Annotated in this window: 24 protein-coding genes and 2 pseudogenes; 9 read left to right on the top strand and 17 right to left on the bottom strand. The window is 72.7% G+C overall.

Annotated elements, in window-relative coordinates; translation table 11 throughout:
- Positions 1–9: 9 nt before the first annotated feature.
- Together AMK21_RS25180 and AMK21_RS25185 are read right to left on the bottom strand one after the other, a co-directional pair.
- Positions 10–591 carry a TerD family protein gene (locus AMK21_RS25180; RefSeq protein WP_026242192.1) on the bottom strand — a complete coding sequence of 194 codons (582 nt, stop codon included), beginning with the start codon at positions 589–591 and terminating at the stop codon, positions 10–12.
- 56 nt (positions 592–647) lie between these two features.
- Entirely contained in the window at positions 648–1,223 is a 576-nt protein-coding gene (locus AMK21_RS25185) for a TerD family protein (RefSeq protein ID WP_030570747.1), read from the bottom strand.
- Positions 1,224–1,429: 206 nt separating this feature from the next.
- Between AMK21_RS25185 and AMK21_RS25190 the strand changes: the two genes are divergently transcribed.
- Together AMK21_RS25190 and AMK21_RS25195 are read left to right on the top strand one after the other, a co-directional pair.
- On the top strand, positions 1,430–1,906 hold the full coding sequence (locus AMK21_RS25190; protein ID WP_073881444.1) for a BlaI/MecI/CopY family transcriptional regulator: 477 nt from the start codon (positions 1,430–1,432) through the stop codon (positions 1,904–1,906).
- A 2-nt stretch (positions 1,907–1,908) separates the two neighbouring features.
- Complete coding sequence (locus AMK21_RS25195) at positions 1,909–2,847, top strand: M56 family metallopeptidase (protein WP_073881445.1); 939 nt, start codon at positions 1,909–1,911, stop codon at positions 2,845–2,847.
- Positions 2,848–2,897: 50 nt separating this feature from the next.
- Here AMK21_RS25195 and AMK21_RS37190 read toward each other — a convergent pair whose 3' ends face one another.
- From AMK21_RS37190 to AMK21_RS25235, 7 genes and pseudogenes are all read right to left on the bottom strand, one after another.
- On the bottom strand, positions 2,898–3,089 hold the full coding sequence (locus AMK21_RS37190) for a hypothetical protein (RefSeq protein ID WP_073881446.1): 192 nt from the start codon (positions 3,087–3,089) through the stop codon (positions 2,898–2,900).
- 111 nt (positions 3,090–3,200) lie between these two features.
- On the bottom strand, positions 3,201–3,413 hold the full coding sequence (locus AMK21_RS25205; RefSeq protein ID WP_073881447.1) for a twin-arginine translocase TatA/TatE family subunit: 213 nt from the start codon (positions 3,411–3,413) through the stop codon (positions 3,201–3,203).
- 219 nt (positions 3,414–3,632) lie between these two features.
- Positions 3,633–4,785 (bottom strand): annotated as a pseudogene (locus AMK21_RS25210) (winged helix DNA-binding domain-containing protein).
- Between the two features lie 142 nt (positions 4,786–4,927).
- Complete coding sequence (locus AMK21_RS25215; protein WP_073881448.1) at positions 4,928–5,851, bottom strand: aminoglycoside phosphotransferase family protein; 924 nt, start codon at positions 5,849–5,851, stop codon at positions 4,928–4,930.
- A 55-nt stretch (positions 5,852–5,906) separates the two neighbouring features.
- Positions 5,907–7,117, bottom strand: a pseudogene (locus AMK21_RS25220) (IS110 family transposase).
- Between the two features lie 426 nt (positions 7,118–7,543).
- Entirely contained in the window at positions 7,544–8,881 is a 1,338-nt protein-coding gene (locus tag AMK21_RS25225; protein ID WP_073881449.1) for a geranylgeranyl reductase family protein, read from the bottom strand.
- Between the two features lie 647 nt (positions 8,882–9,528).
- Positions 9,529–10,116: a DNA polymerase ligase N-terminal domain-containing protein gene (locus tag AMK21_RS25235; RefSeq protein WP_073881451.1), complete on the bottom strand. Its 588-nt coding sequence runs from the start codon at positions 10,114–10,116 to the stop codon at positions 9,529–9,531.
- A gap of 218 nt (positions 10,117–10,334) precedes the next feature.
- Here AMK21_RS25235 and AMK21_RS25240 point away from each other — a divergent pair, with 218 nt between their 5' ends.
- Positions 10,335–11,327 carry an aldo/keto reductase gene (locus AMK21_RS25240; RefSeq protein ID WP_079181247.1) on the top strand — a complete coding sequence of 331 codons (993 nt, stop codon included), beginning with the start codon at positions 10,335–10,337 and terminating at the stop codon, positions 11,325–11,327.
- A 13-nt stretch (positions 11,328–11,340) separates the two neighbouring features.
- Here the strand turns inward: AMK21_RS25240 and AMK21_RS25245 are convergent, their stop codons facing one another.
- The 3 genes from AMK21_RS25245 to AMK21_RS25255 all read right to left on the bottom strand — a co-directional run bounded on the left by AMK21_RS25245 (position 11,341) and on the right by AMK21_RS25255 (position 13,961).
- Positions 11,341–12,510: a serine/threonine-protein kinase gene (locus tag AMK21_RS25245; protein ID WP_234422048.1), complete on the bottom strand. Its 1,170-nt coding sequence runs from the start codon at positions 12,508–12,510 to the stop codon at positions 11,341–11,343.
- 224 nt (positions 12,511–12,734) lie between these two features.
- Positions 12,735–13,451 carry an HAD family hydrolase gene (locus AMK21_RS25250; RefSeq protein WP_073881453.1) on the bottom strand — a complete coding sequence of 239 codons (717 nt, stop codon included), beginning with the start codon at positions 13,449–13,451 and terminating at the stop codon, positions 12,735–12,737.
- A 24-nt stretch (positions 13,452–13,475) separates the two neighbouring features.
- Positions 13,476–13,961 carry an Lrp/AsnC family transcriptional regulator gene (locus AMK21_RS25255; protein WP_073881454.1) on the bottom strand — a complete coding sequence of 162 codons (486 nt, stop codon included), beginning with the start codon at positions 13,959–13,961 and terminating at the stop codon, positions 13,476–13,478.
- Positions 13,962–14,696: 735 nt separating this feature from the next.
- Here AMK21_RS25255 and AMK21_RS25260 point away from each other — a divergent pair.
- From AMK21_RS25260 to AMK21_RS25275, 4 genes are all read left to right on the top strand, one after another.
- Entirely contained in the window at positions 14,697–16,166 is a 1,470-nt protein-coding gene (locus AMK21_RS25260) for a hypothetical protein (RefSeq protein WP_073881455.1), read from the top strand.
- Positions 16,167–16,259: 93 nt separating this feature from the next.
- Positions 16,260–16,619, top strand: a complete 360-nt coding sequence (locus AMK21_RS25265; protein ID WP_234422044.1) for a hypothetical protein — start codon at positions 16,260–16,262, stop codon at positions 16,617–16,619.
- A 264-nt stretch (positions 16,620–16,883) separates the two neighbouring features.
- Positions 16,884–18,395 (top strand): FUSC family protein, encoded by a 1,512-nt coding sequence (locus tag AMK21_RS25270; RefSeq protein WP_073881456.1) that lies wholly within the window; start codon positions 16,884–16,886, stop codon positions 18,393–18,395.
- A 139-nt stretch (positions 18,396–18,534) separates the two neighbouring features.
- Positions 18,535–19,614 carry a lactonase family protein gene (locus tag AMK21_RS25275; RefSeq protein ID WP_073881457.1) on the top strand — a complete coding sequence of 360 codons (1,080 nt, stop codon included), beginning with the start codon at positions 18,535–18,537 and terminating at the stop codon, positions 19,612–19,614.
- A 112-nt stretch (positions 19,615–19,726) separates the two neighbouring features.
- On the opposite strand, the gene AMK21_RS25280 is transcribed toward AMK21_RS25275, so the two are convergent.
- The 5 genes from AMK21_RS25280 to AMK21_RS25300 form a co-directional block, all read right to left on the bottom strand.
- Positions 19,727–20,650 (bottom strand): sirohydrochlorin chelatase, encoded by a 924-nt coding sequence (locus AMK21_RS25280; protein WP_079181248.1) that lies wholly within the window; start codon positions 20,648–20,650, stop codon positions 19,727–19,729.
- A 62-nt stretch (positions 20,651–20,712) separates the two neighbouring features.
- A complete protein-coding gene (locus AMK21_RS25285; protein ID WP_073881459.1) occupies positions 20,713–21,903 on the bottom strand; it encodes an N-acetylglucosamine kinase in 1,191 nt (396 codons plus the stop codon).
- Positions 21,900–22,577 (bottom strand): uracil-DNA glycosylase, encoded by a 678-nt coding sequence (locus AMK21_RS25290; protein ID WP_073881460.1) that lies wholly within the window; start codon positions 22,575–22,577, stop codon positions 21,900–21,902. The genes AMK21_RS25285 and AMK21_RS25290 overlap by 4 nt, the downstream gene beginning before the upstream one ends.
- A 76-nt stretch (positions 22,578–22,653) precedes the next feature.
- Complete coding sequence (locus AMK21_RS25295) at positions 22,654–23,739, bottom strand: WD40/YVTN/BNR-like repeat-containing protein (RefSeq protein ID WP_073881461.1); 1,086 nt, start codon at positions 23,737–23,739, stop codon at positions 22,654–22,656.
- 199 nt (positions 23,740–23,938) lie between these two features.
- Positions 23,939–24,511, bottom strand: a complete 573-nt coding sequence (locus AMK21_RS25300; protein ID WP_073881462.1) for a GNAT family N-acetyltransferase — start codon at positions 24,509–24,511, stop codon at positions 23,939–23,941.
- A 121-nt stretch (positions 24,512–24,632) separates the two neighbouring features.
- Between AMK21_RS25300 and AMK21_RS25305 the strand changes: the two genes are divergently transcribed.
- Positions 24,633–25,037, top strand: a complete 405-nt coding sequence (locus tag AMK21_RS25305; RefSeq protein WP_073881463.1) for a hypothetical protein — start codon at positions 24,633–24,635, stop codon at positions 25,035–25,037.
- A 91-nt stretch (positions 25,038–25,128) separates the two neighbouring features.
- Positions 25,129–25,857: a class I SAM-dependent methyltransferase gene (locus tag AMK21_RS25310; RefSeq protein WP_073881464.1), complete on the top strand. Its 729-nt coding sequence runs from the start codon at positions 25,129–25,131 to the stop codon at positions 25,855–25,857.
- The last annotated feature ends 2 nt before the right edge of the window (positions 25,858–25,859 follow it).

Genomic DNA, 25,859 nt, shown 5'->3' on the forward strand with positions numbered 1-25,859 from the left:
GCGTGGTTGTCACAGGTGCTGGGCGACGGCGGGCATCAGGTCCTGGAACGTACGCCCGTCGGCCGCGGCGCCGATGGCGGTCATCTGCCACCCCGAACCGGCCCGCTGGACCTTGGCCATGATCTGCGCGGTGTGCCGCCCGCCGCCGGTCAGCGTGTACCGCGCGAGCTCCTGGCCGGTGCTCTCGTCGACCAGACGGCAGAAGGCGGCCTCGACCTCCTCGAAGGTCTGGCCGGTGAACGAGTTCACCGTGAAGATGATCTGGTCGACGTGGACGGGCACCCGCCGCAGGTCGACGACGATGGACTCGTCGTCACCGCCCTCGCCCGCACCGCCGACCCGGTTGTCACCGGTGTGCTGGACCGAACCGTCGTCGCTGGTGAGGTGCTGGAAGAAGACCACGTCCTGCGGGTCCTTGCCCGCGAAGAGCACGGCCGAGGCGTCCAGGTCGATGTCGCGGGCGGTCAGCCGGGCCAGAAAGCCCTTGCGGGGCGCGGACTTCCAGCCCAGCCCCATCCGTACGACGCCGAGTTCGCCGCCGCCGGACTTGGTGAGGCTGACCTGCTGGCCCTTGGAGAGGTTGATCGTCATGCTTCTCGCCTTCGCTGGTTTCGGTGAGGTGAGTGTGTCCGGGCGGTGGAGCGGGGTCAGAGACCCACGCCGAAGTCGGCGACGATGCCGCTCAGCCCGGAGGCGTAACCCTGCCCGACCGCACGGAACTTCCACTCGGCGCCGTGCCGGTACAGCTCGCCGAAGACCATCGCCGTCTCGGTGGAGGCGTCCTCGCTGAGGTCGTAACGGGCGATCTCCGCGCCGCCCGCCTGGTTCACCACACGGATGTAGGCGTTGCGGACCTGGCCGAAGCTCTGGCCGCGGCCCTCCGCCTCGTGGATCGAGACGGGGAACACGATCTTGGCGACGGTACCCGGCACCGCGGAGAGGTCGACCTTGACGATCTCGTCGTCCCCCTCGCCCTCGCCGGTGAGGTTGTCGCCGGTGTGCTCGACCGAACCGTCCGGGCTCTTGAGGTTGTTGTAGAAGACGAAGTGCGCGTCGGAGAGGACCTTGCCCGACTCGTCGCAGAGCAACGCGCTCGCGTCGAGGTCGTAGTCGGTGCCGGTGGTCGTGCGGACGTCCCAGCCGAGGCCGACGAGGATCGCGGTCAGCCCCGGAGCCTCCTTGGTCAGCGAGACATTTCCGCCCTTGGCCAGACTCACGCCCATGGTGTTCTCCCTTTGTGTGGTGACGGTGCGGACACTCTGCGGCACCACCGTAAAATCTACAACACTGTAGATTTTCCGGGCCAGGTGGGAAGGCGTCGGAGGTGTCACCGGAGGGCCGGTGGCTGGATACGATTTCCCGGTCGCCCGGCAGATGAACGGCAGGGACCGGGTGGCAGAGCGAAGCGGAACGAGAGGGGGGCCGGACGGTGGACTCCGAAGGAGCCAGTGGCGAACGGGAAACGCCCGCCCGCAGGCGGGGCCAGGGCGAGCTGGAGGCCCAGGTGCTGTCCGTGCTGGGCGAGGCGACCGAACCGGTGACCGCCGCCTGGGTGCTGCGACGGCTCGGCAGCGGCCTGTCGTACAGCACTGTCATCACCATTCTCACCCGCCTGCACGCCAAGCAGGCCGTCACCCGGACCGGTCGGGGGCGCCCTGTCCTGTGGCAGCCCGTGGCGAACGAGGCCGGCCTCGCCGCGCTGCGGATGCGCCGCCTCCTCGACAGGCAGAGCGACCGGGATGCCGTGCTCTCCAGCTTCGTCTCCGTCCTGTCGGCGGACGACGAGGAGCTGCTGCGCTCGCTGCTCGCGGAGAGCGAGCCCGGGAGCGGCCCCGGAAGCGGCCTTGATGGACCCGGTGGACCCGGTGGACCCGGGGCTGCGCCGACGGACCGGCCGGAGGGCTGACGATGGGCGTCTTCGTGTATCTGCCCCTGGTCCTGCCCCTGACCGCGCTGCCGATCGCGCGGCTGGCCGAGCAGCACCTGCATCCACGGAGAGCCGCACGCCTGCTGACCACCGTCGCCGTGATCCTCGCCTCCTGCAGCCTGGTCTGTCTCGGGCTGCTGGTGGTGGTCGGCACCGCGCAGTTGCCCGGCAACCCGCTGCCCGACGGCTGGTCCGACGAGGAGGTACGGGACGCCGTCCCGCACGACGCCTTCGCGGGCAAGGCCTCCATCCTGGCGCTCGTCGCCGTCACGATGGCCTGCGGGTTCACCGTCCACCGCCACTACCGCTTCCGCGCCCGCGCCCATCGCACCCTCGCCGGCCTGCCGGGCGGCGGCGACCTCGCCGTACTCCCCGACGACGTGCCGTACGCCTACGCACTGCCCGGCTCGCCGGGCCGGGTCGTGGTCTCCTCCGCCATGCTCGCCGCCCTGGACCCGGCGGAGCGCCGGGCGCTGCTCGCCCACGAACGCGCCCACCTGGACGGCCGCCACCACCGACTGCTGCTCGCGACCCGGCTGGCCGGGTGCGTCAACCCGCTGCTGCGACCCCTTCAGGCGGCCCTCGTCTACTCCACCGAGCGCTGGGCGGACGAGGAGGCGGCCCGGGTCACGGGCGACCGCCGGCTGACGGCCCGTGCGGTCGGCAAGGCGGCGCTCATCTCCGGCCCCGGACCCCGGGCCGCCGGCGTGGCGGGCTTCGCCGCCGCGGGCCCGGTGCCGCGCCGGGTGGCCGCGCTGCTGGGCCCGGTGCCACCGGACCGGGGCTGGCCGCCCGCACTCACCCCGGCCGGGGCCGCCGCGTTCGTCGCCGCCGCCGGGACGACCGTCTCCGCGCTCTCCGCGCTCAACGCGGCCGTCGCGCTCTTCCTCGTCCTGGAGGCGGCGACGACGCCGCTGTGACCCCTGCGGCCCGGCCCGCCGGATCGCTCCGGCGGGCCGGGCCCGGCGGATCAGGACGAGCCGGTGTCCAACGCGGCGAGTGCCTGGGCCCAGCGGGCGTACTTCAAGTTGGCCAGATCGGCCACTGTCTTGACGTTGAACGCCTCCCGCCACGACGGCGGTCGGCCCCGGGCGGGACCGCCAGCAGAACTGCGCGGGGCGGCAAGGGAGTTCCCGATGCCCCCGCTGGAATCCGGCCACACCGGGCACCAGGGCCTTGCCGTTCTCCGCGCCCCGACGGCGCCCCGACGGCGCCCCGACGGCGCCCCGACGGCGCCCCGACGGCGCCCCGACGGTGCCCCGGAGGGGAAGCCTCAGGGAGTGGTGTCCCGCTCGTTCGTCTCCCCGCGGATCACGCGGGGAGCGGGCTGGGACGGGCCGCCCTCCTCGTCCTTGAGCGCCTGCTTCTCGCTCTTGAGGATGCGCGCGGCCTTTCCGGCCGACCGCACGAGATCGGGGAGTCGTTTCACGGCCAGCACCGCCACGATGACCAGGAGGAGGATGGTGAGCTCGCCGATCCCGAACATGGCTGCTGCTTTCTCTGGGGCGGACTGGAAGAGGCGTCATCCGGATCCCTGACGGGCCGGCAGAAGGCAATCTACAGGGCTGTAGAGCATCCGTTCCCGGGTTCTCGGATCAGGCTCCCCCGGACAACCGCCCTTGCGGACAGTGGTGTTCGGCGTGGTGCGGGCGACCGCGGGAACAGGCATGACGGACCCGAGCGGCGCGACCCCGCCCCGTACAGCTCACCCCCCGGGCAACACCCGCACGGTGGCCTCCGGGAGGCGGCTCCACCAGTGGCCGTGGCGCCGGTAGACCTCCGGTTCACGGTCGGCGAGGAACCGCACCAGTGACCGGGCCTCGGCGGCCAGCCCGTCCCAGGCCTCGTCGGGCAGGGGGTGGAACGCGGTCGCCTCGATGCCCCCGGCGACCGGGCGCCACACCCCGGCGACGTACCCGTCGACCAGCAGCGTCGGCAGCACATCGCCGTTCGCGCGGATCACGGTCCTGCGGTAGGCGTTCGGGAGGACCCGGCCGCGATCCGCGTACGCCAGCAGGACGCTGTCCCACATCGCCATCAGCCGGGGCGGTGCCGGCTCCGCCCCGTCCGGCCGCGGAGCCCCCGGCAGGTCGAACAACTGCGCGCCGTCCGGACCCTCCAGCCGCTCCAGTCGCCCGGCGAGGTCCGCCAGCGCCGCCCGCGCCCTGGCCCGCGTGACCATGGCGAACTGCGCCACGTCCGCGACCGTGGCGGGTCCGAACCCCGAGAGGTAGCGCAGGACCAGCGTGCGCAGGGACGCGGCCGACGCCTCCGGATCCGTACGCAGGGGTCCGGTCCGGGGCGCGATGTACGAGGGGCGGTGGCCGAACGACCAGGGCGGGGCGGTGGGCGCGTGGAGCAGCGGCGTGTACTGCCGCAGCCCCCACCACGCCCCGGCCTTCGGCGGTCCCCCCCAGCTGGTCGCCCAGCCAGGCCTCGCACTCCGCGGTGGTCCGGGGCCGGTCCGCGAACTCCAGCAGCCGGGGGACCAGCGCGTCGGCGTCCGCCGCCGTCAGCCCGGACGCGGTGAAGCGGCCGCCCAGCCGGGAGGCGCGCACCACCGGGTGCATGGCCTCCCGGAAGGCCGGGTGGTCGTCGGCGTGCACGGCGTGGAGGGTGAGCCGCATCATGGTCGCCTTGACCACGCGGTGGTCCGTGAACGCCGTGTCGAGTCCGGTCGGGTCGAAGGCGGTGAGCCGGTTCCACAGCGCGACGTACGGCGAGGCCGGCTGCTGGGCCTGGAGCGCGACCGCGCGACGTACGCCCTCGGCCGCGTCCAGAGGTTCGCGCCGCAGCAGCAACTGCCGGGCGAGCGTAGAGCGGTTGAGCCCCCGCGCGGTGATCCTGGTGCCCGTCATCGGTCCGTTCCTCCGGTGGTCGTCCGCCGTCCGCCCTCCGCCCGCCGTGCGGCTGTGTGTGGGGGGCCTCTATGTCTTTGGTCAAGGCGCCCATGTTGGGTTTGGTGCGGTTGGGGGTGTGTCGCGCTCGGTGGTGAAGTGTTCAGTGGCGGGGCAGCGCCTCGGCCACGGCGGTCTGGGAGGGGTCGATGGTGGTCCGCCCGTCCTCGATGTCCCACAGCGTGTTCTGCAGCAGCCGGGCCAGGGTCCAGCCGACCGCGCGCTGGCGGTCCAGTCCGAGCGCCTCGGTCAGCACGTCGAAGCGGCGCCGCACCACCCGGGGAGCGTCCCCGGTGGCGTGGAGTTTCTCCCAGCCGGTGTCCAGCGCCGGCCACAGGTCGAAGCCCGGATCGCCGACGAGGGGTTCGGGGTCGATGGCCAGCCACGGCTCGCGCTCGGCGGCGAGCACGTTGTCGTAGTGCAGGTCCCAGTGCAGCATCCGGTCGCCGGGCTCGCCGGCCAACTCGGTGACTGCTGACGCCCAGCCGTGCAGCCGCCGCTGGTCCTCGGGGTCCGGCAGGGCGGCGACGGCCGCCGGCACGGACGCCAGCATGTCGCGCGCGACGTCACCGAGGCCGCGCAGGCCCTTGGGCGCCGGGACGGAGTGCAGCCGGGCCATGAGTCCGGCCAAGGTGCTCATGGCCACGTCGTCGTCCTCGACGGAAGCCAGGGTGCGTGAGCCGTCCAGGCGTTCCAGCAGCACGGCGCCGCTCTCCGGGTCGTGGTCGAGCAGCCGCACGATGCCGTCGCCGTTCCACGCCCGCAGCCCGATCAGCGCGGCGGTCGTCTCCGCGCGGGGCATCTGGAGTTTGAGCGCGGCGCGGGTGTCGTCCGTGCGGCGCACCGGCACCACCAGTGAGGCCTCGCCGGACCCGGTGCCGCCGTCGCGCTCCAGTTCCCATCGGTCGAGCAGCTCCGCCACCAGCGCGGGCAGCCGGGCGATCCAGGTGCGTTCCTCTTCGCCACCGTTCCTCGTGTACGACGCGACCAGGGCGTCAGGGGCTTCGATACCCTGCGGCGAATTCATGGGGGGGCCTTCGGGGGAGTCAGCTTCCCACCGCGACCACAGGTAAGGCCGAGGGTCATGCGGCGGCTGCTTCGGGGGTGCGGGGTTCGTAGAAGGTGCCGTCGCGGAGCATGGCGAACAGGACGCTGATGCGTTGGCGGGCGAGGCGGAGGAGGGCCTGGGTGTGGGTTTTGCCGCGGGCTCGCTGGCGGTCGTAGTAGGTGCGGGAGGCGGGGGCGGCGTTCATGCAGGCGAAGGCGGAGAGGAGCATGGCGCGTTTGAGCTGCCGGTTTCCGCCCCGTGGGGCGTGTTCGCCGTGGATGGAGGTGCCCGACGACTTCGTGGCCGGGGCGAGGCCGGCGTAGGAGGCGAGGTGGGCGGCGGTGGGGAAGCCGGTGCCGTCGCCGACGGTGACCAGCAGGACGGCGGCGGTCCTGACGCCGACGCCGGGCATCGACGTCAGGACCGGGGAAAGAGGGTGCGCCTCCAGCAGGGCGTTGATCTGGGCTTCCAGGGCCCGGCGCTGGGTGTGGACGGCGGCCAGCGAGGCGGCCAGGGAGGGGATCACGATGTCGAGGGTGCCGGTCCCCGGGACCACGACGGTCTGCTCGTCCAAGGCGTCGAAGACGTCGTCGATCAGCCGCTGGACCATGCGTGGGCCCTTGGGCCGGATGAGCTCGACGAGTCTGCGGCGGCCGGCTTTTCGCAGGGCGGCCGGGGAGCCGTAGCGCTCCAGGAGCCAGGTGACGGCCTGGTGGTCGAGGCGGGGGCCCAGGACGCGCTCCAGGCTGGGGTGGAACTGGGTGAGCAGGCCGCGAATCCGGTTGGAGGTGCGGGTGGCCTCGGCGGCGAGGTCCTGGTCGAAGCCGACGAGCACGGTCAGCTCGGCGGTGATCTCGTCGGTGAGTTCGAGCGAGCGCAGGGTGTGCGGCATGGTGCGTGCCGCGTCCGCGATCACCGCGGCGTCCTTCGCGTCGGTCTTGGCCTCCCCGAGTAGAGATCGGCGATCCGTCGCATCGCCAGTCCGGGCAGGTAGGCGACCTTGCAGCCGGCGTCGCGGGCAACCGTGAGCGGGAGGGCGCCGATGGAAGCGGGCTGGTCCACGATCACCAGCACAGTGCCGAACTTCGCAATCAGTTTGTCGAAGACCGCCCGCAGTTTCGGCTCGCTGTTGGGCATGGCCTTGTCGAAGACCTTCTTGTCGGCCGGGGTGAGCCCGTGCCCGTGGTGGGCGCTCTTGCCGACGTCCATGCCGAGGAAGACGCCCACGTTGGCGGTGTCGAACATTGCACCCTTCCAGGGGAGTTGAATCTGCCTGGCCTCGGCTTCGGTGTCGTACGCGCGCATCCACCTTATACAGACCTGCCGCCCGCGAGCTGTTTGGCGTTGCGCCGGACCGGGCGGTGGCCGGACCTCTCATCAGCGTCTCCGACGGCACCTCCCGGGCCCGGTGACACCACCCCCCAGGTCATCCGTTCGACAGGGGGACACAGTCATGCCGGGCCCGGAGGCCAGCGGCCCCGTTGCAGGACCGCGAAAAACATAACGGGGGCGGCGGACGACGAAACCGTACGCTGCCCGGTCCGCCGACCGGACGGCGCGGTCCGGGTCCGGTCTGCCGAAGGGACGGTGGCGGTCGCACAAGAATTCCCATGAGCGCATCATCCGATCGAGGAGGCCGCGCGTGAGCTCCACGGAGGAGCGGGGACCACCTCACCGCCCTGCTCTCCTCAACCGCCCCGGGACGCGACCCGGCCGCGGCGCCGGGACGATGCGGAACGCGGTGTTGAGGACATGGTCGATCGCATCGCGCGAGGGCTTGTCCGTGAGGTCGGTGAGCAGCCGGGCCAGGGTGTTCAGGAGGAACGGCGAGTTCATGACGTACCGGTTGAGCACCGGCTGGAACCCCGAGCGGCTGAAGACCACGTCGGCGGCCGCGTTGCCGAGGCGGTAGTGGCGGCCCCAGCGGCGGTTCATCTCCACCGGGTAGCCGCGCAGTACCTGTTCGCGGCGAGGGCCCTCGGGGTGGGCCAGGGCGAGTGCGGCCGCCTCCGCGGCGACCTCGCCCGCCTCCAGGGCCTGGCCGATGCCCTCGCCGTTCCAGGGGCTGACCATGCCGCCGGCGTCGCCGACCAGCAGAAGTCCGCGGGCGTACAGCGGATGGCGGTTGAAGCCGAGGGGCAGTGCGGCGCCCCGGACCGGGCCCTCGGCGTTCTCCTCGCGCAGCCCCCACTCCTGCGGCGTCCGGGCCAGCCACTGGTCCAGGGTGGCCCGCAGGTCCGCCTTTCCGTGCCGGCGGTGGGGGAGCGCCCCGAGGCCTACGTTGACCCGGCCGTCGCCCATCGGGAAGATCCAGCCGTACCCGGGGAGGTACGGCCCCTCGTCGGGGAAGCGGAGGTCGGCCCAGAGCTCCAGGTACTCCTCCTGCGAGCGCTCGGGGCTGCGGTAGTAGCGGCGGGCCGCCGTGGCGATCTGCCGCCCGGGGTCCCGCTCCAGGCCGAGCGCCAGGGCGAGCCGGGCGGAGGCCCCGTCGGCGGCGACGACGACCGGCGCGCGGAAGTCCACCGGCCCCGGGACGTCCGGCGCGTCCGAGGTCGCGCCGACCCCCGTGACCCGGCCCGCCCGGTCCGTCAGCGGCCGCTCCGCCTTCCAGCCGCTGTACAGCCGGGCCCCGGCCGCCACCGCGTGGTGCGCCAGGATGTCGTCGAAGTCGTGGCGGCTGCGGGAGAGCCCGAAGTCCGGGTAGCGGCCCAGCGCTGGCCAGTCGATGTGCACCCGGTGCTCCCCGGCCACCCAGCGCATCCCGCGCGAACGGGTCCAGCCCGGCGCCGAGATGTCGACGCCCATCCGGATCAGCTGGTGCACCGCGCGCGGAGTGAGGCCGTCACCGCACACCTTCTCCCGGGGGAAGCGGGCCTTCTCCAGCAGGATCACGTCCACACCCGCCCGGGCCAGGTGGTACGCGGCCGACGAGCCGGCCGGGCCCGCCCCCACCACGATCACCTGGGCGTCCTCGCCCGCGCGCCTGTCCGCCGCCGGATCCGCTGACATCCCGCATCACAACCCTTCTCCACCTGTCGACGGACGGCCGGTGCTCTGCCCAGGGATGGTGGCCCCGGTCGACCGACATCATCGACCAGGAGGGGCCGGGACGGAACCAGGCCCCCGGCCAGCCCGGACCGCCCCACGGACCGTGTGTTTACGATCTCCGGGTGACCACACCCCCGCAGGAGCCGATCGAGGCCGCCCTCGCCCGCGCCGACGCCGGTCTCCTCGCCCGGCACCTCGACGCCCGGACCTGCTCCCCTGAGCTGCTCGGCCGTCTGGTCCGCCACCCCGATCCCCGCGTACGCCATCTCGGCCTCGGCCTCGGCCTCGGCCTCGGCCTCGGCCTCCTCGCCGAGCGCACGAGTGCCCCGAGCTGTTGGCGGGCCGCCCCCTGCTCCGTACGCCCGAACTGGACCGCGTACGCCGCCGGTTGCGCGACGAGGGCCGCGATGCCCTGGCCGTCCGCCTGGTCCTCGTGGCGGGCCCCCTGCGCGGGCAGGACGCCGAGGCCGAGGACGCCGCCGCGCTGGACGCCCTGTGCGCCCCCGCTCCGGGCGTTCCGGCGGCGCGGGCCCACGGTCCGGCCCTGCCGGAGCTGCTGGACTCCGGCGGGAGCACGTGGAGGACCCCGGACCCGGGCGCGGGGGGTCTCAGTCCCCGTCCCCCCGGGCCGCCGCCACCGCGACCTGGCGCAGCGTGCGTCCCGTACGGGCGGACCGGGCGTGGTACGGGTCCGGTGAGCCGGGCCGGTCGCGTACGGCGAGGCGGTCGTCGGCCTTGATCAGCAGCCACGCCTCCTGGCCGCCGCTCTCCGGCTCGTCGCCCACCCGGAAGCGGGTGAGCGCGAACTCGCCGTGCAGTTTGGAGCCGTGCAGCCAGAACGTGGCATGGCCGAGGGCGAGCGACTTCGCGAAGGGGACGGTGTCCCCCTCCCCGTCGTGGCCGAGCGGTTCGTAGGTCCCCTGGTCCCAGACGATGACCGTGCCGCTGCCGGACTCGCCCTGGGGGATGACCCCCTCGAACTCGCGGTACTCCAGAGGGTGGTCCTCCGTCTCCACGGCGAGGCGGCGGTCGCTCGGGTTCTCCGAGGGGCCGCGGGGGACCGCCCAGGACTTGAGTACGCCGTCGACCTCCAGGCGGAAGTCGAAGTGCACGCGCCGCGCGTCGTGGATCTGCACGACGAAGTGAGGACGCGGTACGCCGTCGAAACGGGGCCGCGGTACGCCGTCGTTCCGCATGCCGTGCTCCCTCCGCCCGCAATGCCCGGTCGCGCCGTGCTGTCCGGTGTGGCTCAGCCGTGCCACCGGGCCGATATCTCCACTCTGCCGCTGCCGGGAGCGAACCGCACGGCGGGCCACGTCGACTTCAGATGACGGCACCGCCGACGACTTCCGCACGATCCTCGTCTACGCCCCCCACCTCTCGACGATCCTTTCGACGCGAGAAGCGGAATAGCATGATCCTCATGGAACAGCGCACACTTGGCAGGACCGGCCGTGATGTCTCGGCCGTCGGACTGGGAACCTGGCAGCTCGGGGGCGACTGGGGTGAGGTCGAGGAGAGCGACGCCTTCGACGTCCTCGACGCGGCCGTCGACTCCGGCGTCACCTTCTTCGACACCGCGGACGTGTACGGGGACGGCCGCAGCGAACAGCTCATCGGCCGCTACCTCAAGAACCGCCCCGACGCGGACGTCTTCGTCGCCACCAAGATGGGCCGCCGCGCGGACCAACTGCCGGAGAACTACGTCCTGGACAACTTCCGTATCTGGAACGACCGTTCCCGCGCCAACCTCGGTACCGACACCCTCGACCTCGTACAACTGCACTGCCCGCCCAGCGGCGTCTACTCCTCCGACGCCGTCTACGACGCCCTGGACACCCTGGTCGACGAGCAGCGGATCGCCGCCTACGCGGTGAGCGTCGAGACCTGCGCCGAGGCGCTGACCGCCATCGCCCGCCCCGGCGTCGCGAGCGTGCAGATCATCCTCAACCCGTTCCGCCTCAAGCCCCTGGACGAGGTACTTCCGGCGGCCGCCGCGACGGGCGTCGGCATCATCGCGCGCGTCCCGCTCGCCTCCGGACTGCTCTCCGGCAAGTACACCAAGGACACGGTCTTCGGCCCCGACGACCACCGTACGTACAACCGGCACGGCGAGGCGTTCGACCAGGGCGAGACGTTCTCCGGCATCGACTACGCGACGGGGATCGAGGCCGCGGCCGAGTTCGCCGAACTGGCTCCCGAGGGCGCCGCCCCCGCGCAGACCGCGCTGCGCTGGATCATCCAGCAGCCGGGCGTGACCAGCGTGATCCCCGGCGCACGCTCGGTGGAACAGGCCCGCGCCAACGCGGCGGCCGCCGCCCTGCCGCCGCTGCCGCAGTCCACGCTGGACGCCGTACGGAAGCTGTACGACCGGTCCATCCGCGCGGAGGTCCACGGCCGCTGGTGACCGCGGGCGGGACTCAGTCGTCCTGCTCGTCCCGCTCGCCGTCCTCCTGCTGCCCCTGTTCTCCCGGCTGCTCTCCGCCGTCCTGGACCTCCTGCGAGGCCGGGCCGGAGGAGGGGCCGGGGGCGGGGGTTCCGGCCGAGCTGGAGTCCGGCGAGAAAAGGATCATCCCGACATAGACGGCCGCCAGGAACGTCGCCGTCCCCGCGATGGCGCTCGCCACCCTCGGACGCCGGCGGATCGCCTCCCGTGTACTGCGGCGGCGGGCCGGGGTTGAGCGGGACGTGGTGGAGCGCCTTCGCCCCGTGGGCTGCGGCAGCCGGTACGTCGCAGGGCCCACGGGGGCGGCCGGGACCGACGGCGAAGGGGTGGGGGAGGGGGCGGCCCGGCGGGAGGCGGGCTTCGGCATCGGGAGCGGCTCCGGGCGGCCGCGCCAGGCGTCGGTGCGGAACCAGTCGGAGACCTGCTGCGCGGTGGGCCGCTCCTCGGGCTTCTTGGCCAGCAGGCCGAGGAGATACGAGTCGAAGGCGGCCGAGATGTCCACACCGCGCTGCCGCAGCGGGACCGGTGGGGTGTCGACATGCTGGTACAGCGTGGCGGTCGCGGTGTCGGACTTGAACGGCGGCTGACCGAGCAGCAGTTGGTAGACGACACAGCCCAGCGAGTACATGTCGGACGCGGAGTCCGCCGTACGTCCCAGAGCCCGCTCGGGCGCCAGGTAGAGGCTGGTGCCCACGATGTGCCCGGCCGTCGTCAGCGCCGTCGACGGGTCGTCGACGAACTGGGCGATGCCGAAGTCGCCGATCTTCACCGAACCGTCCGCGTCCAGCATCAGGTTGCCCGGCTTGATGTCCCGGTGGACGATGCCCTGGCGGTGCGCGGCGGCGAGACCGGCCGCCGCCTCCCCCGCGATCCGCGCGACCTGCTCGGGATGGACGCGCTCCTGGGCGGCGAGCAGATCACCGAGGCTCTGCCCCTCGACCAGCTCCATCACCAGGAAGAAGCGGTCCTCCCAGGCCCCGAAGTCGAAGACGGCCACCAGGTGCGGGTGGCTCAGCCGGGCGGCGGTCTGGGCCTCCAGCCGGAACCGGGCGGTCGACGAGGCGTCCGCCTGGTCGCCCAGCAGCAGCTTCACGGCCACGGCGCGTCCCAGCACCTCGTCCGCGGCGCGCCACACCTCGCCCATGCCGCCACGGCCGATGGGGGATATCAACCGGTACCGACCAGCTACCAGCACCTGTTCACCTAACTCGAATCGTGGCCCGCTCCGACTGCCGGTCCATCGCGCGGCGGCCTGCCCCCTGAGGGACCGTGCACGGCGGAGTGAACGACATGTTCAGGATATCGGTCCGCGGAGCCGCCGATGTCCCGACGGCCCTCCGCCGAGGCGCGGTTGACGGCCCGGCACGTTCAGGAGCGGCCACCCGGCCAGGCCTCGCCCCGCAGCCAGCCGTACGCGGCCTCCGCCGAGAAGGCCGGCTGGCCCTCCGCGAACAGCAGATCCGCGGCCTTGAACGCCGGGTCGGAGGCGGTCGCGGGAACATAAGGGACGGCGATGCACCGCATCCCCGCCGCGCGGGCGGCCGCGGCCCCCGGCGGCGCGTCCTCCAGCACCACGCACTCCGCCGGCTCCACCCCCATCCGCCGGGCCGTCTCCAGGAACACGTCGGGCTCCGGCTTCCCGTGCGCGACCTCCTCGGCGGAGACGTACAGCGGGATGTACCCGTCGAGCCCTGTGACCGCGAGCACCGCCCCGATCGCGGCCCTGGAGGAGCCCGAGGCCACAGCCATCGGAACCTCGGCGGCGTGCAGGCGCTCCACGAAGGCCCGCATCTGCCCGAACACCTCGGTGGACGCTCCCGCCAGCTCCAGGTAGAGCGCGTTCTTCCCGGCGAGTAGCTCGTCCACCGGGGCGTCGATCCCGTACTCGGAGCGCAGGGCGGTCAGGGTCTCCCGGGTGCCGATCCCGATGAAGCGGGTGTGGTCCTCCCAGCTGAAGTCGCTCACCCCGTACCGGGCGAGCAGCCGGCGCCCCGCCTCGTAGTAGTTCGGTTCGCTGTCCACCAGTGTGCCGTCGAGGTCGAAGATCACATGGAGGCCGGGTCGCGGAATCATGGCTCCCAGCATGCCGCAGCGGACTCGGCGGGTGCCTCAGCGGGCCTGGCCGACCACCGCCCGCCCTACGGATTCGACCAGGGGCAGCACCCGGTGCGCCACCCGCTCGCGCAGCGCCACGTCCGTCCGGGTCCGGACCACACCCGGCAGCTGGATCAGCCGCTGGATCACGTCCTCCAGATGCCCGTTGTCCCGGGCCACGACCCGGGTCAGCAGATCCCCGCCGCCGGTGGTCGAGAACGCCTCGATGATCTCGGGGACGGCCGCCAGCGCGTCCCCGACCTCCACCAGATGCCCCTGGGTGACCTCCAGATGGACGAAGGCGAGCACGGGGTGGCCGAGGGCCGCGGGGGAGAGGGTCGGCCCGGTGCCGGTGATGACCCCCTCCCGCTCCAGCCGGTCGAGTCGGGCCTGCAGGGTGCCGCGGGCCACCCCGAGGATGCGCGCGTACTCCCGCACGCTGGTGCGCGGCTGCTCGATCAGCAGCCGCAGGATCCGGGTGTCGAGAGCGTCCACGGCCATGGTCCCTCGGTCTCCTTCTGGTCCGTCCGATGCCGTCTCGACTGTACCGATGGCCCAGCAGGTGTCCTACATGTGAAGGAGGTAAGGGGCGGGTGGCCCGATTCATTTCCTCGGCCGGGGCCGCCGAAATCTTAGTGAAGAATTGGTTACGAGTTGCGGCCAGCTCCAACGTCGGCAATCTGACCGAATCGTGTCGATCTTGCTGAGGGCTTGTGCCGAGGCTCGGTCGGTCAATGCGACCAAATACTGCCGAACGCCCCTACCCCGGCCCCGCCGACGCCGAGGAAAGGCGCGTGACGTGCCGTGTGCACTGTGTAAGGCTTTTGTGGCGGCGAGGTGAAGGACCTTGCCGCCTATGAGGAGTTGATGTGTCGAAATCCTTACGCAGGCGCTGGTGGAACAGTAGCGCCCTGTCTGCGCGGCCCTTTTCCCCGCCGCCATCGGCGGGGCGCCGGCGTCCGGTCGCAGTGGTTCTGGGGCTCACCCTGGCATGCCAGGCGACTCTGGTAGCCGGTTCCGGCCAGGTCTTCGCCTTGGGGCAGGAGGCGCCAGCCGACCGTCTAGCGCCTTCGCCGAAAGCGACGGAGTCGTGTCGTTGGTGGCGCCCTTGTCGGCGGGGGCCACCAGGGTCGGCACCGAGGGCAGCGTGTTGTACGTCACCGACAGATACGGTCGGCGCAGTGGGGACAGGCCGACGCGCCCACTGACGCCACCGCGGTCTTCCCGGCCGACCGGGTGCCCGGCTCCCACGCGGGCGGCGGCCTCACCGTCGACGACTACGACACGGCGACCGTCACCTACACCAATGCCTCCGGCCGCACGGTCAACACGGGTCTGCCCGGCCGGCACCTGACGGTCAACCAGCACGACCGTTTCGGCAATACCGTCTTCGCCATCAACGCCACGAACCTCGAACTGGCCCTCGGCACCGGGGACTACCAGGTCAACACCCTGACCGAACTCGGCATCCTCGCCGACTCGCCCGCCGAGCGCGCCCGTCTTCTCGGTACGGTCTCCGTCTACTCCGACGACGGCCAGCGGTTCCTGGAGGAGTACGGCCCCGTGCACCTCGTCACCCTGACGAAGCAGCTCGGCGGAGACGCGGACAGCCCCGATGTGCCCGTGGGCACGCAGGTCGCCGCCCGCACCCACACCGTCAACCGCTACGACGAGAACCGGCCCACCGACGGCACCGCCGTCGTCAGTGACCAGCTCACCAGCACCCGGGTCGGCGCCTTCGCCGACGGCTACCCGGCCGACGGGGACGTGCGTACCACCGCGAACCGCTACGACTGGGTCAAGGGGCTGCAGACCGGCACGGTCACCGACCCCACGGGCCTCAATCCGGTCCACAGCACCAGCTACGACGCCCAGGGCCGCGTGATCAAGACGACGCTGCCCAAGTCCAACGGCTCGGACGCCGGGGCCCGCGTGACCACCTACTGGTCCGCCACCGGCACCGGAACCTGCCAGGGACGCCCCGAGTGGGCCGACCTCGCCTGCACCACGGGCCCGGCAGCCAAGATCACGGGAGGCGGCAGCCAGCCCGACGAACTGCCGGTCTCCACCACCCAGTACGACCGGTGGGGCGACCCCACCATCGTCACCGAGACCGCCTACGGCACCACCCGTACTACCGAGAGCACCTACGACGCCGCAGGACGTCTGACTTCGGCCAAGGTGACCGGCGGCACCGGAGCAGCGGTACCGCCGCGCACGGTCACCTACGATCCGGTGAACGGCGCCGCGGCCACCGTCGGCAACCGGACCGCCACCGTCCGCCGCACCAGCGACGCGCTCGGCCGGGTGATCTCCTACGACCGACCCCGTCCACGGCGGCGGCGCGAACGCGTACGGCTATCCCGCCGACCCGGTCAACCTGTACGACCTGGAAGGCAGGAAGGTCCAGGCCAAGTACAACAAGAACTCCAGGAGCTGTTCCTTCTGGCACGGCCGGTGCACCATCAAACTGAGCCGGGTCCGGGCGTGGAAGGCTTCCTGGAACATCATCGGCGGGGCCACCGCCTGGGGCGTATCGGCTGCCCTGTTCGGTGCCGCGTCCGCCGGAATTCTGGCGGCGGTCATGGGAATTCTCGCCGGAGTCGCGACCTGGGTCGCGGTCAACATCCAGCGCGTGCTCAGTTCCTTCCCCAACCGCGGGGTGAAACTCACGGTGTGGGTCTATGGGAGGATATCGATCACTAAGCAGTAGAAAAGCGTCTTGAGCCTTTTCGCCGGGTGGCGGTGGGGCATCCCTCATCGCCACCCCGGAAACCGGGAATGAAGTGAGGATCCGTAGTGCCTACTTTCGTCTACGTGCTGCTGCCCTTCCTCAGTGTTGCGCTGATGATCGTGGCGGAGGTCCGCGACCATAAAGCGCGGAAAGGCGGTGCGCGAGGCAGAGGGCTTGCGCTTCTTCCTCTGGGGTGGATTCCCGTGGGTATTGTGGTATTCGCTTCTCTGGCCGGATCGATTGTCGGTGGTCTGGTCGAGGAAAACCTCCGCCTGGTACTTTTCGTCATCAATATGTCGTGGGCGCTCCTTTCCCTGATCGCGCTCACCAGGTTTCTCGGCCGCACGCTGCGGACGGCTGAGGTCCTGGCGCTCGCCGTTCCTGTCGCCGTCTTCTCCCTCCTCTTCATGAGCGCCCTCAGGTAGGGCCTGGCCCGGGGGAGGGGCGTGGGCGGCGCGGGCCGTGCTCGCGGCAGTCTCGCGGCGCTCTCTGTCCCGGTGGTCCAGTGGTCCCTTTCTGGCCCACCGGGACAGGAGAGGGCTGTGCCATTGGCCCATGGATTCCGCCCCCGTTTGATCCATAGTGCCTCGGGATGCTCTTATGGTCCTGTCGATGGCGCCGCGGACTTCCGTGGCGCCTTTTTCATGCCGAGCGCGCGGAGCCCACGGGAGACGCGGAAGGGGAGCAGTGTGCTGAAGAGGGTGTTCGTGGCACCGGACCCGGGGAGGGTGCGGCTGCGGTTCGCGAGCCGGGCCGTCATCGGGATCGGGCTCGCGGTCGCGCTGTGCGGGCTCGTCGGGCACTCGCTCGTCGCCGCCATCACCGGCGGTCTCGCGGCGCTGCTGGCCCTCTTCACGGTCACGGACGCCACGGTGCGGCAGCAGGCCGTCACGACCGCGCTGCTCCCCGTCGCCGGGCTCCCGGTCCTCGCCGTCGCCGCCGTGCTGCACGACCAGCCCGCCGCCCGCGACCTGGTCTTCCTCGCGGTCATGGGTGCGGGCGTCTACGCCCGGCGCTGGGGGCCGCGCGGGCACTCGCTGGGCGTCTTCGCGTTCATGACCTTCTTCGCCGCACAGTTCCTGCACACGGTGCCGGGGCAGCTGCCCGAGTTGTACGCCGCCGTCCTGCTGTCCCTCGGTGTCTCCTCCACCGTCCGCTTCGGCTTCTGGTGCTACGAGCGGCGGCTGCCCGTCGTGGCCGTGCCCGCCCCTCCGGAGGGCCGCGGACTGGCCCGTATCACCACCCGGCAGGCGGTCCAGGCCACTCTGGGCGGCGCCTTCGCGCTGGGTCTGGGGCAGGTGCTCTCCGACCAGCGCTGGTACTGGGCGGTCGGCGCCACCTGGTGGGTCTTCGTCAACACCACCTCGCGTGGTGAGACCCTCGTACGCGGCTTCCGCCGGGTGCTGGGGACCGTGATCGGTATCGCCGCCGGATTCCACGTCGCCATCCCCCTCGACGGCGCCGGGGTGCCGACGGCCGCCATCGTCGCGGTGTCCGTCTTCGGGATCTTCTACACAGCGGCGGTCTCGTACAGCTGGATGATGTTCTTCGTGACCGTCATGGTCGGCGTGCTCTACGGCGCCCTGGGCGTCCTGGACGCCTCCCTGCTCTGGCTCCGGGTCGCCGAGACGGCCGTGGGCGCGCTCGGCGCGGTGCTGGCCGTGCTGGTGGTCCTGCCCGTCACGACCCACGCCGTCACCGACGCGTGGATCCGCAAGGCCCTGCGGTGCGTCCACGCCTGCACGGCCGAGGCCGCCGAGCGCCTCGCCGGCTCCCTGAGCGCCGACCCCGCCCCCCGGGTCGCCGAACTCGAGGTGCTGCTCGGCCGGGTCCGGCTCTCGCTCGCTCCGCTGGTGCATCCCCTGAGTCCGCTGAAGGCCCGTAAGGCGCGGGCGCGGCAGGTGCTGGCCCTGCTCGACGACTGCGTACGCGAGGTGCGCGGCCTGGCCTCCATCGCCGCGGACCCGGCCGCCTCGCACGACGCCCGGCTCTCGGCGGCCTGCTCCCGGGTGGAGGAGGCGGTGGAGGAGCTCCTGCGCCAGGAGAGCCGACAGGCGCGAGGGGCGGAGCGCGCGGGTGGTGTGCAGCCGGGCGCCGCCGTGGATCACCCCGCCCTGGCCCATCTGCACGGCCTGGAGCGGGCACTGGCCGACCTCGCCACGCCCCTGCACAGCCCGCCCCGGGCGCCGATCGCCGCCTGAGCCCGGCCTGCGCGCCCACGTCGTTGTGGGACCGTCCTGTGCCCCGCCCGACCGTCCTGCGAATTGGTCCAGACCTGCGACCGGGCCGCCTGCTACCGTCGGTCGGAAGATCACGGCGACGGTGAAGTGGGGTAGTGCGATGGGCGGCAGCAGCACCGGGCGGGCATTCATGGGGTCGTTCACCTCGGCGGGTGGCTTGGGCGTCACCGTCGCGGAGGTGGACCGCGACACCGGGGCGCTGACGGTGCTCGGCTCGTCGGACGCCGTGACGGACCCCTCGTTCCTCGCGCTGGGACCGGGCGGAGAGGCCCTGTACGCGGTCGGCGAGAGCGCTCCGGGCTCGGCGGCCGCCTTCGACGTCAGTGGCGACGTACCGGCCCTCCTGGGCCCTGTACGGCCGGTCGACGCCGACGGTCCCACCCACCTCGCGCTCGCCGCGGGCCACCTGGTCACCGCCAACTACGGATCCGGCAGCGTCACCGCCCTGCCCGTCCTCGCCGACGGATCGCTCGGCGAGGCGTCCTCGGTCGTCCAGCACGAGGGCAGCGGCCCCGACGGCGAACGCCAGGAGGGCCCGCACGCCCACCAGGTGCTGCCCGACCCCTCCGGTCGCTGGGTGGTCAGCGTGGACCTCGGCACAGACTCGGTGCGGGTCGGCGCGCTGGACCCGGCCACCGGCGCCCTGAAGCCGCACGGCGAGACGTCGCTTCGCCCGGGCACCGGGCCGCGCCACCTGGCCTTCCACCCCTCGGGCCGCTACGCCTACGTCCTGAACGAACTGGTGACGACCCTCACCGTCTGCCGCTGGGATGCGGAGGAGGGCCGTCCGGAGCCGCTGGGGGAGGTTGCGGTGCTGACCGAGACCGAGCCCGGGCCCGGCAGCGGTCCCGGGTCCGCCGACGGCCCAGTACGGGCCTATCCGTCCGAGGTGGTCGTCGCACACGACGGGCGCTTCCTGTGGACCGCCAACCGGGGCCACGACAGCATCTCGGTCCTGACCCTCGACGAGACCGGCGAGAAGGCCGCCCTGGTGGCCACCGTCGGCTGCGGCGGGCGTTGGCCCCGCGACCTCACCCTCGACCCGAGCGGCCAGTGGCTGTACGCCGCGAACGAGCGCTCCGGGAACGTCAGCTGGTTCGCCGTGGACGCGGAGACCGGCATCCCGCAGCACGCGGGCTCCGTCGAGGTCCCGGCGGTCTCCTGCGTCGTCCTCGGCTGACCGGGGGCCGGAGAGGCAGCAGGAAAGCCGCGGCCCGGACCGGAGGATCGATGCAGATCCGTCGGTCCGGGCCGCGGCTTCCGTGCGTCCGTGCCGCTTCCGTCGACCCGGGTCAGTGCACCTGGGCGCCCTGCGGGGTCGCGGGCGTGATGCCCAGCGCCGTGGCATACAGCGACAGCACGAGCTTGCCGATCGCCGGGTAGGCGCCCAGCGGCTCGGCGGTCGCGCACCCCGCCTCCTTGGCGGCGGCGTCCAGCAGGCCGGGGTCGACCTCCGGACCCACCAGGTACGGCGCCAGCGCGAGCTGCGCGGAGCCGGAGCCCTGGAGCTGCTGCGCGATCGAGGCGACCGAACCTTCCACGTCCAGCGCGGCGGCCATCACCGGCACGGCGAGCCGGGCGGCCAGCAGCATGCCGGTGATCCCGGCGGCCCGTACGGCCTCCTCGCCGCCCACCGTGGCGAGCACGATGCCGTCGGCGGCGGTGGCGACGGTGAACAGCCTCGCGCGGTCGGCACGCGCCAGCCCGGCCTCCGAGAGCCGGACGTGCAGGGCCTCGGCGAGCAGCGGGTGCGGACCGAGCACGTCGGTCAGCTCCACCTGCGTGCCGCTGTCCATCACGGCCTGCCGTATCCGCCGGATCGGCGCGCTGTCGGGACCCGCGAGCAGCGGGACCACGACGGCGGCAGGACCGGTGGGCTCGGCGGCCTCCCGGCCGAGGGCTACGGCCTGCTCGTAGCGCTGGACGCGCTCGGCGGCGCAGTGGGCGAGAACGGTGGCCAGAGTGGGGTACTCGGCATCGTCACCGTCGAGATAGCCGATCCGGGCGTTGAGGCCGGGCAGCTCGGAACGGGCGATGCTGATCACCTCTTCGGCCAGACTGCGCGTGGCCGGGGAGGGGGTACCGGGAACGGCGAGAACGAGCGCGGCAGCGCCGTCAGGTGCGACCACGGGCTCCGGGCGGCGGTGCCGTCCGGACTGGCGAGGTCGCGGCATTCGTACAGGCAGGCCGGAAGCGGGCCCAGTGGGGGTGCTCATGGCGCCGCATGCTACTGGTTTTGGATGCTCCTCTGTTCGGGGAGGGTCCGGTCGAGCGTTAACTATCCGCTTATGTCCGATGAGTGGCGTACTGGCGAAGTGTCCTTGTCTGTCGGTCTGTCCAGCGCCCCGCTCACCGGCCCGTCCGCCGGTACGCCGCCGGGCTCCGGCTCACCGTTCCGTGCCTCCGCTCCCACGTGTCCGAGGGGCCCGTCCCCGGCCGGAACGAACAGCATCGTCGGGTGGTGCGGCAGCCGCAGATCGTCCAGGGCCAGGGCGCGCGCGATCCGGAGTGCGCCGGTCAGCGGATCGCCCGTCCCGTTGGTCACCCGGGCCTGCGGATCCAGCCGCGCCAGCTCCTCGCGCACCGGTCCGAGCAGGGGCTCACCCATCCGGAACAGCCCGCCGGTCAGGGCCACTTCGCGGTCCTCGTCGCCCTGCGGGCCGGCAGTCGGACAGACGGCCGCCGCCGCTTCGGCGATATGGCCGGCCGCCTCCCGCAGAATGCCCGCCGCGACCTCGTCCGCTCCGGCGCACGCCGCCACCTCGGGGGCGAAGGAGGCGAGCACGGCCGGGCGGTCGGAGCGCGGGTAGAGCAGCCCCGGCAGATCCTCGGCAGCTCCGAACACGGCGTGCAGCCGGGCCAGCAGGGCGGGGGAGCCGCCGCGCCGCCCGTCATGGGCACGCATCGCCGCTTCGAGCCCTGCCCGGCCGATCCACGCACCGCCGCCACTGTCACCCAGAAGATGACCCCAGCCGTCGGCCCGGTGCCACGACGTGAGGTCCGTGCCGAGGGCGATCATGCCCGTGCCGCCCGCGACGACCGCCCCGGGGCGCTGACCCACCGCGCCCGCGTACGCCGTCACCGCGTCCGCGGCCAGCGCCATCCGGCGTACGCCCAGCGCCGCCGCGAGCGCGCCCGGGAGCTCCGCCCGCAACCGCCCGCCGAGCGTGGCCATTCCGGCGGCCCCGACCGCCAGGGCGGCGACCGTCGCGGGGCCATCCCCCGTACGCCCGCCGTCACTTCGGGCTGCCCGCTCCAGCAGCCCCGCCACCGCGGGCAGCAGTTGTTCCAGCAGATGGGCCGCGTCGATCCCCCCGGCCCCCGTCCGCACCGGCACGGCGCCAACGGCCGTGAACAGCGGCCCGTCCGTGTCCACCCGGCCGAGCGCCACCCGCAGCCCCGACCCGCCGGAGTCGACCCCGATGACATACGTCCCAGGGGTGGCCGCAGAGGGCCGGGAGTGGGTCACGGCAGACGCCAGTCGACCGGCTGCGCCCCCTGGCGCTCCAGCAGCTCGTTGACGCGGCTGAACGGACGCGAGCCGAAGAACCCGCGGTCGGCCGACATGGGCGAGGGGTGCGAGGACTCGATGGCGGGGAAGTCGCCCAGCTGCGGGCGGAGGTTGCGGGCGTCACGCCCCCACAGGACCGACACCAGCGGCGTGCCCCGGGCCACCAGAGCCTTGATCGCCTGCTCGGTCACCTCTTCCCAGCCCTTGCCCCGGTGCGCGGCGGGTCGCCGCGGCGCGGTGGTCAGCGCCCTGTTCAGCAGCAGCACCCCCTGCCGGGTCCACGGAGTGAGATCGCCGTTGGACGGCCGCGCCAGGCCGAGGTCCGCGTGCAGCTCCCGGAAGATGTTCTCCAGGCTGCCCGGCAGCGGGCGGACATCGGGCGCCACGGCGAAGCTCAGCCCGATCGCGTGCCCGGGCGTCGGATACGGATCCTGGCCGACGACGAGGACCCGCACCTCCTCGAACGGCTGCTGGAACGCCCGCAGTACGTTGGCCCCGGAGGGCAGATACGTACGACCCGCGGCGATCTCCGCGCGGAGGAAGTCGCCCATAGCGGCGATGCGTTCGGCGACGGGTTCGAGGGCGTCGGCCCACCCCGGCTCGATGATCTCTTTCAACGGTCGTGCTGCCACGCGCCGCACTCTACTGGTGATACGACCACTCCGATCAACTGCCGCCGGCCGGGGGCCCCCGGCCCTGCCCGGCCACTCAGCCGAGAGTCACCGCCCTGACGCAGAGCACGTCCGGCAGGTGCGAGGCGAGCTGCTGCCAGCTGTCGCCGTCGTCCGCGCTGGCGTACAACTCGCCGTTGCGGTTGCCGAAGTAGATCCCGGCGGGATCCGCGTCGTCCGTGCAGAGCGCGTCGCGCAGCACCGTGCCGTAGTGCTCCTCGCCCGGCAGGCCCGCCGTGAGCGGCTGCCAGGTGCGCCCCGCGTCGGTCGTCCGGAAGACGCGGCAGCGGTGCTCCGCCGGGACCCGGTCGGCGTCGGCGTTGATCGGGAAGACGTACGCCGTGTCGCCGCGGTGCGGGTGCGCCACGGCGGCGAACCCGAAGTCGGAGGGCAGGCCCGCGCCGATGTCGCTCCAGCTGTCACCTCCGTCGTCGCTGCGGAAGACGCCCCAGTGGTTCTGGAGGTAGAGGCGGTCCGGATCGGAGGCGTCCCGGGCGACCTTGTGGACGCACTGGCCGAACTCCGGGTCCGGGTCCGGCAGGAACACCGCTGAGACGCCCCTGTTCGCCGGGGCCCAGCTCTCCCCGCCGTCCTTCGTCCGGAACACGCCCGCTGTCGAGACCGCGACCGTCACCGCACGGGCGTCCCGGCGGTCGGTCAGGATGGTGTGCAGCCCCTCCCCGCCGCCGCCCGGCACCCACTTCGAGCGCGTCGGGTGCTCCCAGAGCGGGCGGACCAGCTCGAAGGACTCGCCCCGGTCCTCGGAGCGGAACAGCGCGGCCGGCTCGGTGCCCGCGTAGACCACGTCCGGGGCCTCGGGACCGGCCGGCTGCAACTGCCAGACCCGCTCCAGCGACGCCCCGGTGAACTCGGGGAACTTCACCGCGGGAAGCCGCGGCTCGACCCAGCTCTCGCCCAGGTCGTCGGAGTGGAAGACGGACGGCCCCCAGTGCGCGCTGTCACCGCCCGCCAGCAGCCGGGGCGTGGCCCCACGGGTGTCGACGGCCACCGAATAGATCGCCTGCGCGTTGAAGTGCGGCCCTTCGATCTTCCAGTTCCCCTCGCGCCTGCGGCCGATGAAGAGACCTTTGCGGGTGCCCACGGTGAGGAGTACTTCGGTCATGGCGGAGACCTCCCGATACGCCGTTGTGCCGGATGGGAGACAGTCTGCACCCGACCACTGACAGTGGCCCGGGGACGCTCCCGGCGCGTCCGGTCATTCCGGCGGACACCCCTGGCGCCCGGGGCGCTCGTCCGGTTCACCCCCGGCACCTCACGCTGCCGCCCGCACCGCTCGCCGCACCGCTCGCCGGCCCGGACGCCTACGGCGCCGCCGTCGCGCTGCCCCCGGTCGGAGCCTGTGCGGCCCGCGCCGCGCGCTCGGCGGGCGCGGACCCACGCGGGCAGGTCAGCAGCCACGTGGTGCTGCCGTCGTCCTCCTGGATGTCCCCGACGTGGACGAAGCCGATCCGGCCCAGCACGGCCAGCGAGGCGGCGTTCTCGGCGGCCACGGTCGCGTGCACCTCGGCCAGTCCGAGGGTGCCGAACCCGTGCCCGACGAGAGCGAGCGCCAGCTCCGTACCGAGGCCACGGCCCCAGGCGCCGGGGGCGAGCGCGTAGATGATCTCGTGCCCGCCGGAGGCCTCGGTCGGCTTGATCTCGGCGTGCCCCACGAGCTCGCCGCCGACCCTGACCGCCCAGACCTCGAAGCGGTTCTCGGCGTAGACCTTGGTGAAGATCCGGCCGAAGAGAGCCCGGTCCTCGGCCTCCGTGGAAGGCCCGTCGCCCATCCACCGGGAGACCGAGGCGTCCTGGAACAGGGCGACGAACTCCTCCTCGTCGGCGGGCGTGTACGGGGTGAGCAACAGGCGGTCGGTACGCAGCAAAGGATTCACAGGGGGTGAAGCTACGGGCGACCGGAGTCCGGCACAATCGAATTCCGCTGGTCAGCGGTCCGCGGCTCAGCTGAGATGCTGGAGCGGCACATATCACCGGACCGGGCACGAGGAGCAGACGATGCGCAGCGGGATCACGGACGCCGACGGTCACGACGTGCCGGTGATGGTGGCCCCGGGGGAAGCCGGACCCGATCCCCGTGTCTCCGTGACGCTGACGCCCCCGGTGGGCGAGCTGCGCTGGTCGTGCACCCCGGCCGCCGCCCGGGAGCTGGCGGCCGCGCTGGTCCGGGCGGCCGAGGAGACGGAGAACGCGTCCGACGAGGGACCGGTCACGGTTCCGGCGGGCGAACTGCGCCGCGGTGACGTGCGGGACGGCGAGAAGGCCATGACCGTGGACGGCGTACGCACCGACGGGTCCACGACCCACGTCACCTGGAGGTCCGGCGCGGGCCGTACCTGGAACCAGAGTTACGACGTCAACACCGCGATCACCCTCAGGCGCCGGCTGCCCGACGACCGCTGAAGCCTCCACCCGCAGGTCCGGTCGCCATCCTGCCGCCAGGAGCGGCGACTCCGGCCTCCGGCCCGCCCGCCGCCTCGCTAGGCTGGCCGCGATGGTCACCAAACAAGGACCCACCCTCCGCGAGCTGGCCGTCCAGGCGCTCTCGTCGACCGAGCGCGGCTACGACCTCCTCGCCCCGAAGTTCGACCACACGCCCTACCGGACCCCGGACCGGGTCCTCGAAAGCGTCACCCGGGCGCTGGAGCCGCTCGGCCCCTTCGGCACCGGCCTCGACGTCTGCTGCGGGACCGGCGCGGGCGTGGGCGTGCTGCGGCAGGTGTGCCGGGAGCGGGTGGCCGGGGTCGACTTCAGCGCGGGGATGCTCGCCGAGGCCCGTGCGGCGCTTTCGCCCAGGGACGCCGGACCGACGGTCGACTGGGTGCGGGCCGACGCCCTGGCGCTCCCGTTCGCCCCGGCCTTCGATCTGGCCCTGAGCATCGGCGCGTTCGGCCACTTCCTGCCCGCGGACCGCTTCGGTCTCTTCGCCGAGGTGTACGGGTCGCTCCGACCGGGCGGCCGGTTCGTCTTCCCGATCGGCGCCCCGCCGGCCGTGGGGTCGCGCGCCTACTGGTCGCTCCTCGGCTTCGACGCGGCGATGCGGGTGCGCAACGCCCTGTGGCGCCCGAAGTTCATCATGTACTACCGCACGTTCCGGCTCTCCGACGTGCTCGACGACCTCACCGACGCCGGATTCAGCGTGCGGCTGATGGCCCTGACCGACCTGGGGCAGCGCCCCGACGGCTCCCCGCGCGCCCGCCTGGTGGTGGCGACCCGGGAGTAAGG

This window comes from Streptomyces sp. CB00316, assembly GCF_001905595.1.
In the GTDB taxonomy this organism is placed as follows: Bacteria; Actinomycetota; Actinomycetes; order Streptomycetales; family Streptomycetaceae; genus Streptomyces.